The organism is Kaistella jeonii (genome assembly GCF_000812865.1).
Lineage (GTDB): Bacteria > Bacteroidota > Bacteroidia > Flavobacteriales > Weeksellaceae > Kaistella > Kaistella jeonii.
Genome location: NZ_JSYL01000005.1, coordinates 165,056 through 180,552, shown reverse-complemented (window position 1 = coordinate 180,552; position 15,497 = coordinate 165,056). Strand labels below are relative to the sequence as shown.

General features: G+C 33.8%; 14 protein-coding genes. 8 read left to right on the top strand and 6 right to left on the bottom strand.

Annotation, left to right across the window (positions count from 1 at the left end; all coding sequences use genetic code 11):
• Window positions 1-52: 52 nt before the first annotated feature.
• Both OA86_RS09550 and OA86_RS15535 read left to right on the top strand, forming a co-directional pair.
• The gene (locus OA86_RS09550) at window positions 53-358 is read left to right on the top strand and encodes a hypothetical protein (protein WP_039352184.1); all 306 of its coding nucleotides are present in this window, start codon (window positions 53-55) and stop codon (window positions 356-358) included.
• 133 nt (window positions 359-491) lie between these two features.
• A complete protein-coding gene (locus tag OA86_RS15535; RefSeq protein ID WP_074781412.1) occupies window positions 492-698 on the top strand; it encodes a YgaP family membrane protein in 207 nt (68 codons plus the stop codon).
• A gap of 166 nt (window positions 699-864) precedes the next feature.
• Here the strand turns inward: OA86_RS15535 and OA86_RS09545 are convergent, their stop codons facing one another.
• On the bottom strand, window positions 865-1,443 hold the full coding sequence (locus tag OA86_RS09545) for a Tll0287-like domain-containing protein (RefSeq protein ID WP_052257471.1): 579 nt from the start codon (window positions 1,441-1,443) through the stop codon (window positions 865-867).
• Between the two features lie 96 nt (window positions 1,444-1,539).
• Here OA86_RS09545 and pnuC point away from each other — a divergent pair, with 96 nt between their 5' ends.
• The 4 genes from pnuC (at window position 1,540) to OA86_RS09525 (ending at window position 6,825) form a co-directional block, all read left to right on the top strand.
• On the top strand, window positions 1,540-2,211 hold the full coding sequence (pnuC, locus tag OA86_RS09540) for a nicotinamide riboside transporter PnuC (RefSeq protein WP_039352182.1): 672 nt from the start codon (window positions 1,540-1,542) through the stop codon (window positions 2,209-2,211).
• 87 nt (window positions 2,212-2,298) lie between these two features.
• Entirely contained in the window at window positions 2,299-3,075 is a 777-nt protein-coding gene (gene dapF / locus OA86_RS09535; protein ID WP_039352179.1) for a diaminopimelate epimerase, read from the top strand.
• Between the two features lie 19 nt (window positions 3,076-3,094).
• Window positions 3,095-4,132, top strand: a complete 1,038-nt coding sequence (gene mltG / locus OA86_RS09530; RefSeq protein ID WP_039352176.1) for an endolytic transglycosylase MltG — start codon at window positions 3,095-3,097, stop codon at window positions 4,130-4,132.
• 125 nt (window positions 4,133-4,257) lie between these two features.
• The gene (locus tag OA86_RS09525; protein WP_039352173.1) at window positions 4,258-6,825 is read left to right on the top strand and encodes a TonB-dependent receptor; all 2,568 of its coding nucleotides are present in this window, start codon (window positions 4,258-4,260) and stop codon (window positions 6,823-6,825) included.
• 75 nt (window positions 6,826-6,900) lie between these two features.
• Here the strand turns inward: OA86_RS09525 and galE are convergent, their stop codons facing one another.
• From galE to OA86_RS09500, 4 genes are all read right to left on the bottom strand, one after another.
• Window positions 6,901-7,917, bottom strand: a complete 1,017-nt coding sequence (galE, locus tag OA86_RS09520; protein WP_039352170.1) for a UDP-glucose 4-epimerase GalE — start codon at window positions 7,915-7,917, stop codon at window positions 6,901-6,903.
• A gap of 35 nt (window positions 7,918-7,952) precedes the next feature.
• On the bottom strand, window positions 7,953-8,243 hold the full coding sequence (locus OA86_RS09515; RefSeq protein ID WP_039352168.1) for a type II toxin-antitoxin system RelE/ParE family toxin: 291 nt from the start codon (window positions 8,241-8,243) through the stop codon (window positions 7,953-7,955).
• Window positions 8,221-8,484 (bottom strand): hypothetical protein, encoded by a 264-nt coding sequence (locus OA86_RS09510; RefSeq protein ID WP_039352165.1) that lies wholly within the window; start codon window positions 8,482-8,484, stop codon window positions 8,221-8,223. Before OA86_RS09510 ends, OA86_RS09515 begins: the two co-directional genes overlap by 23 nt.
• A 547-nt stretch (window positions 8,485-9,031) precedes the next feature.
• A complete protein-coding gene (locus OA86_RS09500) occupies window positions 9,032-10,159 on the bottom strand; it encodes a DegT/DnrJ/EryC1/StrS family aminotransferase (protein WP_039352158.1) in 1,128 nt (375 codons plus the stop codon).
• A gap of 250 nt (window positions 10,160-10,409) precedes the next feature.
• On the opposite strand from OA86_RS09500, the gene OA86_RS09495 reads away from it, so the two are divergent.
• Entirely contained in the window at window positions 10,410-10,952 is a 543-nt protein-coding gene (locus OA86_RS09495; protein WP_039352155.1) for a hypothetical protein, read from the top strand.
• Window positions 10,953-11,032: 80 nt separating this feature from the next.
• Window positions 11,033-12,637: a S8/S53 family peptidase gene (locus OA86_RS09490; RefSeq protein ID WP_039352152.1), complete on the top strand. Its 1,605-nt coding sequence runs from the start codon at window positions 11,033-11,035 to the stop codon at window positions 12,635-12,637.
• A 214-nt stretch (window positions 12,638-12,851) separates the two neighbouring features.
• Here OA86_RS09490 and OA86_RS09485 read toward each other — a convergent pair whose 3' ends face one another.
• The gene (locus tag OA86_RS09485; protein ID WP_039352149.1) at window positions 12,852-15,395 is read right to left on the bottom strand and encodes a phosphoenolpyruvate carboxylase; all 2,544 of its coding nucleotides are present in this window, start codon (window positions 15,393-15,395) and stop codon (window positions 12,852-12,854) included.
• Window positions 15,396-15,497 lie beyond the last annotated feature (102 nt).

Sequence of the window (15,497 nt, the reverse complement as noted above, 5' to 3'; positions counted from 1 at the left end):
AACACATTTCGCTGCTGAAAGTTTTTAAGCAGAGAATTTTAAAACATTAACTATGAAATTATTACTCATCACCGCAATTAAGGAATTCGAAAGCGAGATTAAAAATATTCTCATCAAATCTGGTTCAAAATCTTTCACCTACAACTTCGTAAAAGGTTTTAAAAATGAAAGAGAAAGCAATAACACGAGCAATTGGTTCGCTTCTTCTTATGCAGAAACAGATTCGCTATTGTTCACGGTTTTTGTACCAGAAGAAAACACTTCTTTAATTCTAAAAAAAATTGAAGAATTCAATGCAGGACAGGAAACATTGTCCAAGGTTCATATCGCATTGATCAATTTAGAACAGCAATTTTAAATAATTCGTTTGTCATTCTGACGTAGGAAGAATCTCATAAAATTATCGATAAGAGATTCTTCATTTCGCTTTGCTCCTTTCAGAATGACAAAATTAAAATTATTTAATAAAATAAAAATTAAAAATAAATAATATGAAAAATAGAATAATACACGCATTTGCTGGAACCATGATTTTGGTAAGTATCTTTCTGTCGATTTATGTAAGCCAAAATTGGTTATGGCTCACTGGATTTGTAGGAATTAATTTACTGCAATCATCAATGACAAATTGGTGTTTGCTGGATAAGATTTTGGGAAAGTTGGGATACACTAATGAGGGCGGTTCTTGTGGAGCCTAAACTTGAATTTTAGAAATGATAAATCCCTGCAATTAGTTTTGTAGGGATTTTTTGATTGTTATCCCTAGATAATATATTGAGATTCTTCCTTCGTCAGAATGACTAAAAAATAAACCGCCGCACCATGCGACGGTCTATTTTAACAAATTAAAAATATGGAAATAAACTATTTAGTTTTAATACTGATCAATCCTCGAATTTCGTTTTCTTTGTAGCCTGTTGCTAAATCATTTGGATACAATTGAGCAATTTTCTCCGCTACTTTTGGCTGGATATTTTTACCAACTTCACCATGACATTGCAAACACATTGCATTCGTTATAAGCGGTTCATAATAGTGAGTTTCTGTTTGTACTGGTTTTAAAAGTTCACCTGCTAAAAGTTGTTTTTTATAATGTTCAATCAATTTCAACTCTTCAGAATTGGCCACGTTTTTAAGATTTCTCATTTTATCAGAAACTCTGGAAATAACCAAACCATGTTTATCCGACATTGATTTTGTTAAAGGCATTGCCTCGATATTACAATAATCTAAAGCTGATTCTACTCCACCTTTCTGGATTTGTTGACCTACATTTTTCATTAATAATTTCTTGGTTTGGGTCGCATAATTATTCAAAGAATCTGAGGATAATTCAGATTTATTATCCATTATTTCTTTCCCGGAAACTTCCTGATGAACCACTTTATTTCCGCAATGAATTGATAAGAATGCTAAACCACTTAATAATAAAACTTTTTTCATGACTTTTATTTATTCAAAGATAAGAAGTGTTTTCAAAAACTATTGTGACCAAAGTCACACATCTATTTTTTCCTTGAAATTCTTATCTTTGAACTCATGAATTTCTACGATCTTTTTTTAAAGCCTTACGAATCTTATGAAACCTATCAAATTGTTCTGGAAGCCATTGCTACAATTTTCGGTTTGTTAAGCGTTTTCTTTTCTATTAAAAAAAACATCTGGGTTTATCCGACAGGAATTATTTCCACCATACTTTACGTTTACATCCTTTTCAAATTCGGACTTTTAGGCGACATGATGATTAATTTTTATTACAGCGTTATGAGTATTTATGGCTGGATTTTGTGGTCGAAAAGTTCGAAAGATCACATTCATGTTGAAGTTTCCTGGGCAACAAAAAAAGAATGGATTCTCTCTGGAATTTTATTTTTCATCAGTTTAATTTTAGTCACCTTCGTTTATTATTACAAGCCATACATTGATAATCATTTTTCTATGACCGATGTGAAACTCGGATTATATCATTTGGATTGGGCGAACTGGTTAGATGTTTTCACCACCGCAATTTTCTTAGTTGGAATGTGGTTAATGGCGAAACGTAAAATTGAAAATTGGATTTTCTGGATCGTGGGTGACTTGATTTGTATTCCGATGATGATTTATAAAGGTTTAGGCATAACCTCTATTCAATTTTTTGTTTTCACAGCGATGGCAATCGTAGGTTATCTCGAATGGAAAAAAGACCATCAAACTAATCATAGCAAATGATTTAAACGATAAGGTTTTTTATGTGATGATAAACTTTTCAGTATCTTTGCACTCCCAAAAATATATGGGTAAAAACCGCTAAGTTTTATGCAAAATACCATAGAATTTTTTAAATATCAAGGAACGGGAAACGATTTCGTAATGATCGACAACCGTGATCTACAGTTTCCAAAAGAGACAGAAATAATAGAAAAAATCTGCGACCGCCGTTTTGGCATTGGTGGTGACGGATTAATTTTATTAGAAAATGATTTATCTGCAGATTTCAAAATGGTCTATTATAATTCCGACGGAAACGAAAGTACAATGTGCGGCAACGGCGGAAGATGTTTAGTAGCTTTTGCACATTTTCTAGACGTTTTTGAAGATCATACTACTTTCACCGCAATCGACGGTTTACATGAAGCTGAAATCAACAACGGAATCATCAAACTCAAGATGATTGACGTAGATTCCATTAAAAACATTGAAAACGATTTTGAACTCAATACCGGTTCTCCGCATTACGTGACTTTCGTTGAAATGTTAAAGAATTATAAAGTTTACGAAAATGGTAACAATATCAGAAATTCGCCGTCTTATTGCCAAGAAGGAATCAATGTAAATTTTGTAGAAGAAATTTCGGAAAATGAAATCTTCATACGAACTTACGAACGAGGTGTTGAAGATGAAACTTTCAGTTGTGGAACGGGAGCGACAGCTTCGGCCCTGGTTTTTTTGAAAGATAAAAATCAAACTTCTGTAAATGTAAAAGTTTTGGGTGGAAATCTAAAAGTTTACGCAGAACAGGAAGGAGAAAGTTTTAAAAATATTTGGTTAGAAGGTCCGGCAAAACAGGTTTTTAAAGGCAAAATTAATTTATAGCATATTTCAGATCATACCAATGAAAAAATCTTCGGGAATAATTTCGGTAATCATATTTCTATTTTTTGCAATCGGAAGTTTTTTTGGGTATAAATATTACAAAAAGTATTACGGCAATAATGTGGAAAAAGAAGGGTATGTCTTAATTCCACATTCTGCCAATTTCAACTCGATCATGGATTCGATTGCTCCTTATATCAAAAATAAAGAAACATTTTCAGCGGTCGCAAAAAGCAAAAATTTAACCAAATTTCTCAATGCTGGTCGATACCACATAAAATCAGGAACCAATAATACCGATTTGGTTAATATGATCAAATCTGGAAATCAAACCGAAAACACGTTCCGAATAGGAGATTTTTTCACGGTGTATCAAATGATCGGAAAAGTTGCCAAAAAAACAGAATTGGATTCTTTGAGATTTGCCAATGATTTAGATAAAATTGCGACAGAAAAAGGATTTAGTAATGCTGAAGATTTAAAAAAATATTTCTTCATTGATTCTTACAACTTCTTCTGGACCGTAACTCCAAAAGATTTCTTTAAAAAATTTGAAGGAGAATATAACAGTTTCTGGACTTCAGAAAGAAAAGCTAAAGAGCAGAATTCTGGTTTAACGAGAGATCAAATTTATGCTTTAGCATCTTTGGTTTATAAAGAAACCGGCGGAAAACCCGACGAAATGAAGACCGTCGCAGGTTTGTATTTGAATCGATATAGAAAAGGCATGAAATTACAAAGCGATCCTACCGTAATATACGCGGTAAGTAAAGCCAATAACTTTCAGGGGGAAACACTGAAAAGAGTTTTCTTCAAACATTTACGCGAACCTTCTCCTTATAATACTTATTTCACAGCGGGAATTCCACCCGGACCAATTTGTATGGTTGATAAGAACTCAGTTGATGCGGTTTTGAATGCTCAGAAAAGTGATTTTATTTATATGTGCGCTGATCCGAAAAGATTTGGTTTTCACAAATTTACAGCGAGTGCAGCGGAACATGAAGTCAACGCTAAAGCATATCAACAATGGCTGAACTCTAAAAACATCAAATAATTATAAAATTAAAAAAAGTAGATATCAGAAAATTCTGAGCCTTTTTTTGGAATTTAGTAATTATTAAACAAACATTTAATTTAACTTTTGTTAAAAAAAGTAATCAGTATAGTTAAACTAAGAATATGACGAATAGAATTGAGATTTCATCAATTATCAAAAAAAGAACATTAGGATTAGCTTTTGTTCTTGGTGCAGTAAGTTTGGCATTTGCGCAGCAAAAAGTAAGTGTGAATGGAAAAATCATGAGCAAGCAAAACATTGCCGTTCCTTACGCATCTGTAACATTTAGCAATAAGGCGAATAAATTGTACAGTGATGCCGTTTTGAGTGATGATAAAGGAATTTACAAATTAGATCTTACTCCTGGAAATTACGACATTACGATTGAAGCCATCGACTTCAAAAAGACGACTTTGAACAAACAAATTTCCGCAGCTGCAGATCTTGGAAATTTTACAGTAGAAGCTGAAAGTTCAGTTACCGGTACAAAAACTTCAGATATTCAAGGTGTTGTAATTACGGGTCAAGCGGTGAAAGCGTATCGCGTAGAAATCGATAAAAAAGTTTATGATCCTTCCTTAGATATCGTTGCAAAGGGTGGGAATCTTCAGGATGTGTTAGCAAATGTACCTTCCGTAGATGTAGATACAGACGGAACTGTTTCAATGCGTGGAAATACAAATGTAAGATTTTTGATTAATGGAAAACCTTCTTCAATGCTTGGAATTGATGACGGTGCAGATGCATTAAAATCAATTCCCGCAGACCAAATTGATAGAATTGAAGTCATTACCAATCCTTCTTCAAAATATGAAGCAAGTGGAACCGCTGGAATTCTAAATATTATTCTGAAAAAATCTAAGAAAATTGGTTTTAATGGTAGTATTGAAGGAACTTTAGGTTATTTACCAACTACCCGACTGAATACCAATCTAAGCTGGAGAAAAGGAGCATGGACGTATTATATCAATGGTGGTGGTGGTTACAACAGAAGTAAATCTACTAATAACTCTGAGTTTAATTCGTTCCTTAATCCACAAATTCTGAACGATGGTTTCTCTCTGAAATCGATTCAGGATGGAACCAATAAAAGTGAAAGTAAAAATTACAACGTTACGACCGGATTTTTGGTAGATGTTACTGATAAATCAACTTTGAATGCTTCTGTAATGTTCAGGAATTTCAATAATGAATCTACAGGTAACACGAATTATTTCGACAACGTAATTATAAAAGACAGTGCCGCGACCGGTTATCCGAATGTTCCTTTTACTTTAACGAATCAGTTTACAAACCGTCTGAATGTAGGAACAAATGTGAATAATTCTTTTCAGGCAGATTTAGGATATGACCAGAAAATTGGCGACAAAGGACAACTTATATCTCTTGCAACAAGTTATCAGAAAAGCAAAAGCGAAGGAACTTCTTTCATTACAGAAAATGGTTTCGATAATAAATTAGATATTCCTACTTTAACTTTAAATAATATTCTTACGAAAACTGAGAACAGTACTTTTTTAGCCAAAGCTGATTATGAGTTGCCAATTGGCACAGCTTCTAAAATTGAAGCAGGAGCGAGATTTGACTCCAATAAAAATGACTACGATTATTATGTGGATGAAAGCAAAAATAACGCTCCGACCACAATATTACCAAATTTTACGAGCAAAACTTTTTACAACGAAAATATTTTTGCAGGTTACGCTCAGTTCAAAAGTAAAATCAGCAATTTCGGTTATCAGTTAGGGTTGAGAGCCGAAAATACAGACATTAATGTTAATTTTAAAAGAATAAGTGATGCCGTACAAATTAATGTCAACAAAAATTATCTGAAATTTTTTCCAAGTGTTTTCTTAAGTTATGATCTGAATAAAAACAATCAATTATTACTAAATTACTCCAGAAGAATTAATCGACCGCGTTCGTTTTTCCTAATTCCGTTCATGTCTTACAATAATAATAGAAACTTATTCAGCGGAAATCCTGATTTGAATCCTACTTATGAAAACTCTTTTGAATTGGGTTATAATTTAACGAAAAGTAAAGTTACTTTTAACCCGACTTTATATTTGAAAAAATCGGAAGATGAAGTGAATTTTTACCAATATAGTGGATTAGATGAAAACAATAAAACAGTCATTTATACGATGCCAGTAAATGCAGGAAGTGAAACAAATTATGGTTTAGACGTGAATGCAACTTACGATCCTTTCAAATGGTGGAAAATTATGGGAAGTGCAGATTTGTACGGCTATAATAATAGTGGTAATTACCAAGGTTTTGATTTCTCCGGAAAAGGATTTTCGACAAGATTACGTTTAACAAATACTTTTAAGCCAACGAAAACGACAAGTTTCCAGATTCAAGGCTTTTATCGTGGTGCAGAAAACAATGTTTCCACGCAAAGAAAACCGATGTATGCTGTAAATCTGGGTGCAAGTCAAACCATTTGGAAAGGAAACGGAACTATATCTTTCAATATTCAGGATATTTTCAATACTCGTGCGAGAGAAAATTTCGTAACCACTCCCGCTTATTCACAGTACAGTTATATGCAATGGCAGCCGCGACAGTTTAGTATTTCTCTAAGTTACCGTTTTAAACAGGGCGATAAAATAGATCAGCCGAAAAAGAAAAAAGACATTAACTCCAACAGTCAGGGCGGCGATGACCAAGGTCCACCAATGTAGGACTTGAGAAAATGTAAATACAAAAAATCCTGAAATATAAGTTTCAGGATTTTTTTTGATCTTTATTTAAAGTTTTTAATTTCGGGTTTGCAAATATTTTTGCCATTCCCAAGTTGTTCTTAAAGCTTCTTCCAGAGAAGTACCGGCTTTCCAACCCAATTCTCTTTCTGCTTTATCGGCATTTGCATAAGCAATGGTAATATCTCCGGCTCTTCTTTCACATATCTGATACGGAACTTTTACATCGTTTGCAATTTCGAACGCTTCAACCACTTCTAAAACGGAGGAACCTTTTCCGGTCCCAAGATTGTAAATATCAATCAAGGTTTCGGAAGTTTCGTTCATTAATTTCTGCAATGCTTTCACGTGTGCTTTTGCGAGATCAACAACGTATATATAGTCGCGAACTGCTGTTCCATCTTCTGTCGGATAATCATTTCCCCAAATCGATAGTTTCTCTCTAATTCCGGAAGCGGTTTGAGTTACATAAGGAACCAAATTATTGGGAACACCAATTGGCAGTTCTCCCAACAAAGCAGTCGGATGCGAACCGATCGGATTAAAATACCGAAGTAAAGAAACTTTCTTTTGATAAGCAGTCGCAAAATCTTTCAGGATTTCCTCGCCCATTTGTTTGGTTTTTCCGTAAGAAGATTCCGGCATTTTGAGCGGTGTATTTTCATCGATCGGCTGTTCATCAGCTTGTCCGTAAACCGTGCAGGATGAACTGAAAATAAAGTTCGAAATATTTCTTGTTTTAAATTCCTGTAACACATTGATCAGAGAAAAGAGATTATTTTCGTAATAATCCAGAGGTTTTTCCTGGCTCTCTCCTACTGCTTTGTAAGCCGCAAAATGAATACACCCATCGATCTCGTAAGCATCGAAAACCTGGGAAAGCAGTTCTTTTCTTTTTAAATCAAATGGAAAAAAAACGGGCCTTTTACCTGCGATTTTTTCAATATTATTGAGAATAAATTTTTCAGAATTTGACATATCATCAACAATGATGACTTGAAAATTATTCTGTAAAAGTTCTACAACGGTGTGAGAACCGATATAACCGAGTCCGCCGGTAACGAGTATTGTCATGTGTTTTTAATTGGTGATTTAATTAGATTTTGTATTTATTCTAAAATTTTATCAGGATTTTGGTGTATACTGAAAATTCTTAGAATAATAATCATTTCGTTTTCAACTTGGTAGATTATCTTGAAACTCCATTTTGTAACGAAACGAATGTTTTCCCTATTATATACAGGTTCTTTGGGAAATTTGTAAGGCATATTCGACAATGATTCGGAAAGTTTTATCAACTTCTCTAAAACCATTTCAGCATTTTTTGGACTTTGCAATTTAATAAACGAAATAGCATTTTTTAAATCTGATAATGCTCTATCTTCCCAAACTATTTTCATTCATAACAATTTTCCGAACATTGTCAGTAGTGTGAAATTTAGCAGTTCCATTTTTTATATCCTCCTGCTGCTCATCCATTTCAGAAATAAATTCATCTTTTGTAATAGGTTTACCTTCAACAGTATAATAGATGACATCATCATCTGCTTTAAGTAAATTTTTTATTTTCTCTAAAAGTGGTAAATCGTTCAAAGATAAAATCCTTTGCGCTAAATTTATTTTTAAGGTTTCGGTATTCATAATGGTAAATTTAATGATAACTTTTAAAACTTACTAATCAGCTATTTTTCAATTTTGCTTTTGCCCAATTTCATTTATTTCGTCTGAATAAATTTTATGTTTATTATAATTCTATATTTATTAATCAGTACTAAAATAAATACATTAATTACAAAAATTATAAACCAGATAATTAAAAATTTAAACTGAATTTCGTTGAATATAAATGATTTATAAGTTGCTAAAATTATTAAAATACAAAATGAGACTATTCCAATATTTAAAGCTTTTATTGCAAATGATTTGAATTTCATCAACAGAAAAAATGAAACTATAAAAGACAGAAATGAAATAAAATTCAAAGGAAAATAAATCAAATCATCTTTAAAAAGACCAATTTCAGTAACAGTATTAATTTTTGAAACTACAATATATCCAAAAAGGCAAGACGTCAAAAAAGAAAACACAATCGCCAAATAATAAACGAATTTAAATTTAAACAATTGCATTTTTTTTCTTATACTTAATAACTTGTCGAAGATTTTAACTTTGACAAAGTAGTAGCAAATTATTTATTCATAAACTCCAAAACCGAGTCTGTAATATATTTCAATTGCTCTTCATCCAATTCTGTGTGCATCGGCAAAGAAATAACTTGCTCCAACAATTTGTCGGTATTTACAAAATCTGCATCATTGCTTTCCTGAAAATAAGCTTTCTGTTTTCTTAAAGCCACAGGATAATAAATCATTGCAGGAACTTCTTTTTCGGTCAAAAACTTCTGAAGTTCATTTCTTTTTCCATTCAAAATTCTCAAAGTATATTGATGAAAAACGTGCGTTGAATACTCAGCTCTTTTCGGTGTCAAAATATTAGGATTTCCGGCTAAAGCTTCGTCATAATAATCTGCAGCTTTTCTTCTTGCGTCATTATAACCATCTAAAAGTGGAAGTTTCTTTCTTAAAACTGTCGCCTGAATACTGTCTAAACGCGAGTTTACTCCAACCTCATCGTGGTAATATCTTTCGTACATTCCGTGATTTACGATACCTCTAATTTTGTGTGCGAGTTCATCATCATTGGTGAAAATTGCGCCACCGTCACCGTAACAACCTAAATTTTTAGAAGGAAAGAAAGAAGTTGTTCCAAGAATTCCCATCGTTCCAGATTTTTTCATCGTTCCATCTGTGAAGATAATATCGGAGCCGATTGCCTGTGCGTCGTCTTCAATAACAAAAAGATTGTGCTCTTTTGCTATTTTCAAAATCTCTTCCATATTCGCACACTGCCCAAAAATATGAACTGGAATAATCGCTTTTGTTTTCGGCGTAATTGCTGCTTTCAATTTATCGATATCGATGGTAAATGTATCATAATCTACATCAACTAAAACTGATTTTAATTTTAATAAATGAACCACTTCTACTGTAGCTGCAAAAGTAAAATCTGCCGTGATCACCTCATCGCCTTCTTTTAAATCGAGCGCCATTAAAGCAATTTGCAAAGCGTCGGTTCCATTTGCACAGGGAATTACGTGTTTTACATCTAAATACTGCTCCAATTCTGCCTGAAAAGATTTCACTTCAGGACCATTAATAAAGGCAGCAGAATCCATCACGTTTAAAACTGCATTATCTACATCAGCTTTTATCTTGTAGTATTGACTTTGCAGGTCAACCATCTGAATTTTTTTCATATGAAAATTTTATTGGATTTTATTGGTCATATTCAATCGCCTATCTTCATTAGTGTTTCTTTACAGAAACTATTAATGGCGATTTCATAAAAAAAATATTTGTTCAAATTTACTAAAATTAAGTTTTTTAAAAAATTAATTCCCTTTAATGTTTTTTTAATCTATCACAAAATCTGTTATTTTTTGATTTACAATTACTTATGGAATAATTTTAGATAAATTCTCAGCAATTAATTTAATAAATAAAATTATGAAAACGACTAAATTATTCTTGATATTATTCTTAATAACAGCTTTTGGAACATCAGAATTCTTTGCTCAAAGAGTTGATACAAGTGCACCAACAACCAAAACAAAAAGGAAGCACACCAAAAAAAGTGATGATTCACCCGAAACAGTGGTTACTGCAAATGGTCCCGTTACGTCAGTAACTAATGAAGTGAAACCAAAAAGAAAGTATACTAGAAAAACAGATCTTGCAGTGACGCCGACAATTTCAACGACAACTAATAACAGCATCATTAAACCAAAAAGAACGTATACCAGAAAAACAGCGGTCAATGCGGTAGCTCCAACTACCAGTATAGTTCAAACAACAACATCTTCCGTGCAACCAGCAACGAAATATACTCAAGCTGTGACGCCCGCAAAAACAGCTCTTGCACACAATACAGTAAAACAGGCTTACCATCCTTCAAACGGCGGAGATTATAATGGACATCAAGTTCTTGTAGGTCCAAAAGGTGGAAAATACTATATTAATAAAAACGGAAACAAAACCTATATTAAATAAGACTATTAAAATAATTCTAGGAAAAATGCTGAAAATATTCAGCATTTTTTTTACTTTTGTTTCAATCTAATAATTTAAAAATGAAGAAAATTTTATCCGTTTTCATTCTTGTACTTTTTAGTTTTGTAAGTGCCCAAACAGAACTTGTTTTTGTGATTTTCAAAGACAAACCAAACAAAGCTGCTTTTTACGCAAATCCTACAACAGAACTTACCCAGAAATCTCTGGATCGGCGAACCAGACTGGGAATTGCGCTTAATGATCAGGATGCTCCCATCGAACCTTCTTATATTCAGAATATCAGAAATCTTGGTTTCACAGTAACCGATTATTCCAAATGGATGAATGGTGTTGCGGTAAATGCAACTGCCGAGCAAATTATTCAGATCAAAGCGCAAAATTATGTTGATTCTGTAGAAAGCTTCATTAAGCACAGAAATCGTGGGACAAATGACATTAAAAAAGTAAACAAATTCGAAGACTTCAACAACAACGCTGGAAAAACCGATTTTAATTACGGACAAGGTTTAGCACAAATTAACCAGGTGAATTTACGACCACTTCATATCGCAGGTTTTACCGGAGCAGGAATGACTATAGCCGTAATAGACACTGGTTTCCCGACCGTAAATACAGGTTCAGCTTATGCACGAATCCGAAATAACGGACAGATCAAGGGTGGTTATAATTTCGTAAACAAAAGTGCAGACATCTATAATACCACGCTTAATAATCACGGTTCTTACTGTTTAGGAACGATTGCAGGATATGTTGCAAACAGTTTCGTTGGTACCGCTCCGGATGCAGATTTTTATTTATATGCAAGTGAAGATGCCGTAAATGAAATTCCCGAAGAACAAATTTACTGGACAGAAGCTGCGGAGGAAGCCGACAGAAAAGGAGTTGATGTGATCTCAACTTCACTAGGATACTATGATTTCGATGATCCAAGATACAGCTTGCTTTATTCGGACATGACGGGAACAACCTCGTTCATTGCAAGATCTGCTCAAATCGCGACTGAAAAAGGAATTTTTGTTTTGGCAGCTGCCGGAAATGAAGCCCAAAAACCATGGCATTACATTATAACTCCGTCTGATAACGAAAAAGTTTTCACGGTAGGAGCAGTAACTTCAACGGGTGCGAGCTCTTCTTTTTCCTCTTTCGGACCCAATTATGTAGGCGTTATAAAACCTGATGCAAGTGCAAGAGGAACTTCTACTTATATGGGTTACAATAATGGCGTAACTTCAGGCAGTGGAACTTCTTTTGCAACGCCACTTGCTGCAGGCGGAGTCGCTTGTTTGCTTCAGGCAATTCCCACTAAATCATTACCGGAAGTAAGAAATTTGCTTCGTCAGAATGCCTCTCTTTTCCCCAACTACACTGATCCAATGGGTTACGGAATTTTAAATTTTGGAAAAGTTTTAAATGTGACGTTAGCAACAAATGAAAACGCAACAAAATCCTCAATTTCAATTTACCCGAATCCTGTAAAATCGAATTTTACCATTACGACTTCAGAAAAAATCAACTCTGTGGAATTGTATGATGTTTTAGGAAGAAAAATAAAAACATTGACAAAAGAGAAAACAAATAATATTGAAAGTCTTGAAAAAGGCGTTTATTTCGTGAAAGTAAAAACCGAGAAAAACGAATACATCGAGAAAATTATTAAACAATAAACTTTAAAGATTAAAAAGAAATTAAGAAGTTTAAAAATGTGAAATAAAATTTAAGAATCACGCTTATAAAATCTTTAGATTTTTCTTGATCCTTTTTCATATCTTCATTAACTTAATGATTTAAACGAAATAATTCAATCCTTTAAAAATCAAAAACGCTTCTTTTTAGAAGCGTTTTTTTTAATTACAGAATTTAAATTTCCAAAAAAAATTTTTAAGCTGAATTCCGACTCGCATTAATATTTCCAAAAAGGGAACGCATGACCAATTTTTCATACGCTTCTTTATTGCCTTCTTTTTTCTGAATTTTTATTAAAGCATATTGCTGAATACTTAATAAGGGCAATACAATTTTTTCCCGAATCTGTACCGATTTTCTTGAGAGTGGTTCTTCTTCCATCAACATTTTAAAACTGGTCAATTCTAAAGTCATCGATTTTGAAAGTTTATATTCCTCAAAAATAACCGTCCAGAATTCGCCGAACTTCGGATTGTTTTTCATGTAATAGGTGAGTGGAAAATAGGATTTATTCATGCTCATCATCGAATTCAACACCAATGTTTTAAAGAAATCTGAGCCTTTGTACAAATCGATCACTTCATTGAAACGACCTTCTTTTTTCAAAGTATTCAACGCAAATCCAAAACCGAAAAAGCCCGGAACATTTTGTTTCAGCTGACTCCAGGAACCAACGAAAGGAATTGCGCGCAGATCTTCAAATTTAATCGCATTTCCGGCGCCTCTTTTCGTAGGCCGACTTCCGATATTGGTTTTTCCGTAATATTCGAGCGTACTCATTTCCTGAAGATACGGCACAAACATCGGATGCGCTTTGAGATCAGAATATTTTTTAAAACTTATTTCCGCCAATTCTTCAATGAGTTGCCGCTCTTTTTTGCTTAAATCTTTTTTTGAATTTTTGAAAACATCATTTTCAATTCCGGCAGTCAACAATTGTTCAAAATTATATTTCGCCTGATCTTTATTTCCAAAAACACTTGTTATCGTTTGACCTTGAATCGTGATTTCAATTTTATTATTTGCAATCGTTTTTCCCTGTGAAGCATAGAAATCGTGTGTTTTTCCGCCACCTCGTGCAGGAGGGCCGCCTCTTCCGTCAAAGAAAATAACTTTAATATCGTGATCTTCTGAAACTTTCGTGAGCTGTTCTTTGGTTTCATAAATTTCCCAGTTGGCTTTTAAATAACCGCCATCTTTAGTACCATCAGAAAACCCGAGCATAATGGTTTGCGCATTTCCGCGTCTATCCAAATGCTTTCTATAAACTGGAAGTTCATACAGTTGTCGCATTACTTTTTCACCGGCATCTAAACCTTCCATTGTTTCAAAAAGCGGAACAATATCCATGTTAATATCTTCTTCTTGATAACCGCATAATTTGAAGAGCGCAAAAACATTCAAAACATCTTTAATATGATCAGAGTTAGAAATAATATAGCGGCTCATTCCCTGTTCACCATTCCTTTTCTGAATGTATTTTATGTTATAAATGTTCTCTAAAGTGTCTTTGGTAATGCCATCAAAATCTTCCGGATCGAGAATAATATCAGTTTCGAGCAGCCATTTTAATTTTTCTTCAGTTGAAATACTTTCACTGTTTAAACCGGATTTTTTAGTCATAATATCATCGATGACTTCCTGATGAACGCGGCTGTCCTGCCGAATATCTAAAGTAGCGAAATGGGTTCCAAAAATTTTGATCCGATCTTTGAAATCCTGCAAAAGATTGAGAAAAAGTCCGTTATGCTGTTCCGTAATCACTTTTTCTGCTGCGTTGATGTGTTTTAAAATTTGGTCGGAAGTAATGCTTTGATCATCTTTAAAAATGGCATCATATAATTCATGACTCAGCGTTTCTAAAATCTCTGAAACTCCTCTAAAACTTAATCGTCTTCGTAAATCTTTCAAATGTTCGTAATACGATTTCAGAATTGAAAGACGAAGTTCTTCCGCCACTTTAAGGGTAATTTCTGCGGTGACAAAGGGGTTTCCGTCGCGATCTCCTCCCGGCCAGAAACCGAGCTGGATCATATCCTGATTCGGCACAAAAGAATCGGTCCCAAAAGAATTTTTCACTTTTTTGTACAGTTCACCGATCGTATCGTAATACACGTAACGTAGATAAAAAATAATGCTCATCGCTTCATCTAATGGCGTCGGTTTTTCTTTGTTGACGAAAGGAGTTTTGCCCAACTGCTGCAACAGCATATCGATTTCTGTGACCGAATATTTCATGATCGCAGTCCGCAGATCGTGAAGAATTCTTTGTACAGAATTCTGATAAAATTGCGTCGGATGCGCCGTGAAAACGACTTTAATCCCAAAATCTTTCATCTTTTGACGCGTCGCTTCCAGCTGATGTTCCTGAGAAGCGCGTTCATGAAGCTGCATCAAAGTTCCGGCATCACTTTCTGAATGCAATTCTGCGAAAGCCGCATCTTCAATACTGTCAAACAACACAACTTGTCGCTCGATATATTGTATGATCTTAAAGAGCAGTTCCGTTTTTTGTTCCTCAGTTTCCAGCTCCGTATGTTTGGTGAAAAACTCATCCATAATTTCTTCAGGATTTTTACCTTTCTCGTAACCTACTCTACTTTCTTCATACAAAAAAGGCAGCAACATGCCGATATTGCTCATTTTATCATAAGGCAAACTCATGAAAAGAGAATTATATATCTGGAATTTATTCTCCACCAGTTGGCGGAATTTTTCTATTTTTTCTTCGTATCGCATCTAACAAATTTAGGTAATTTAAAATTTCAAAGCTTTTATAATCGAAAAGATTAATACAAAATGTCAATCACTTTTTAGCGTTGCGATGTTTCAAAAGTTTGT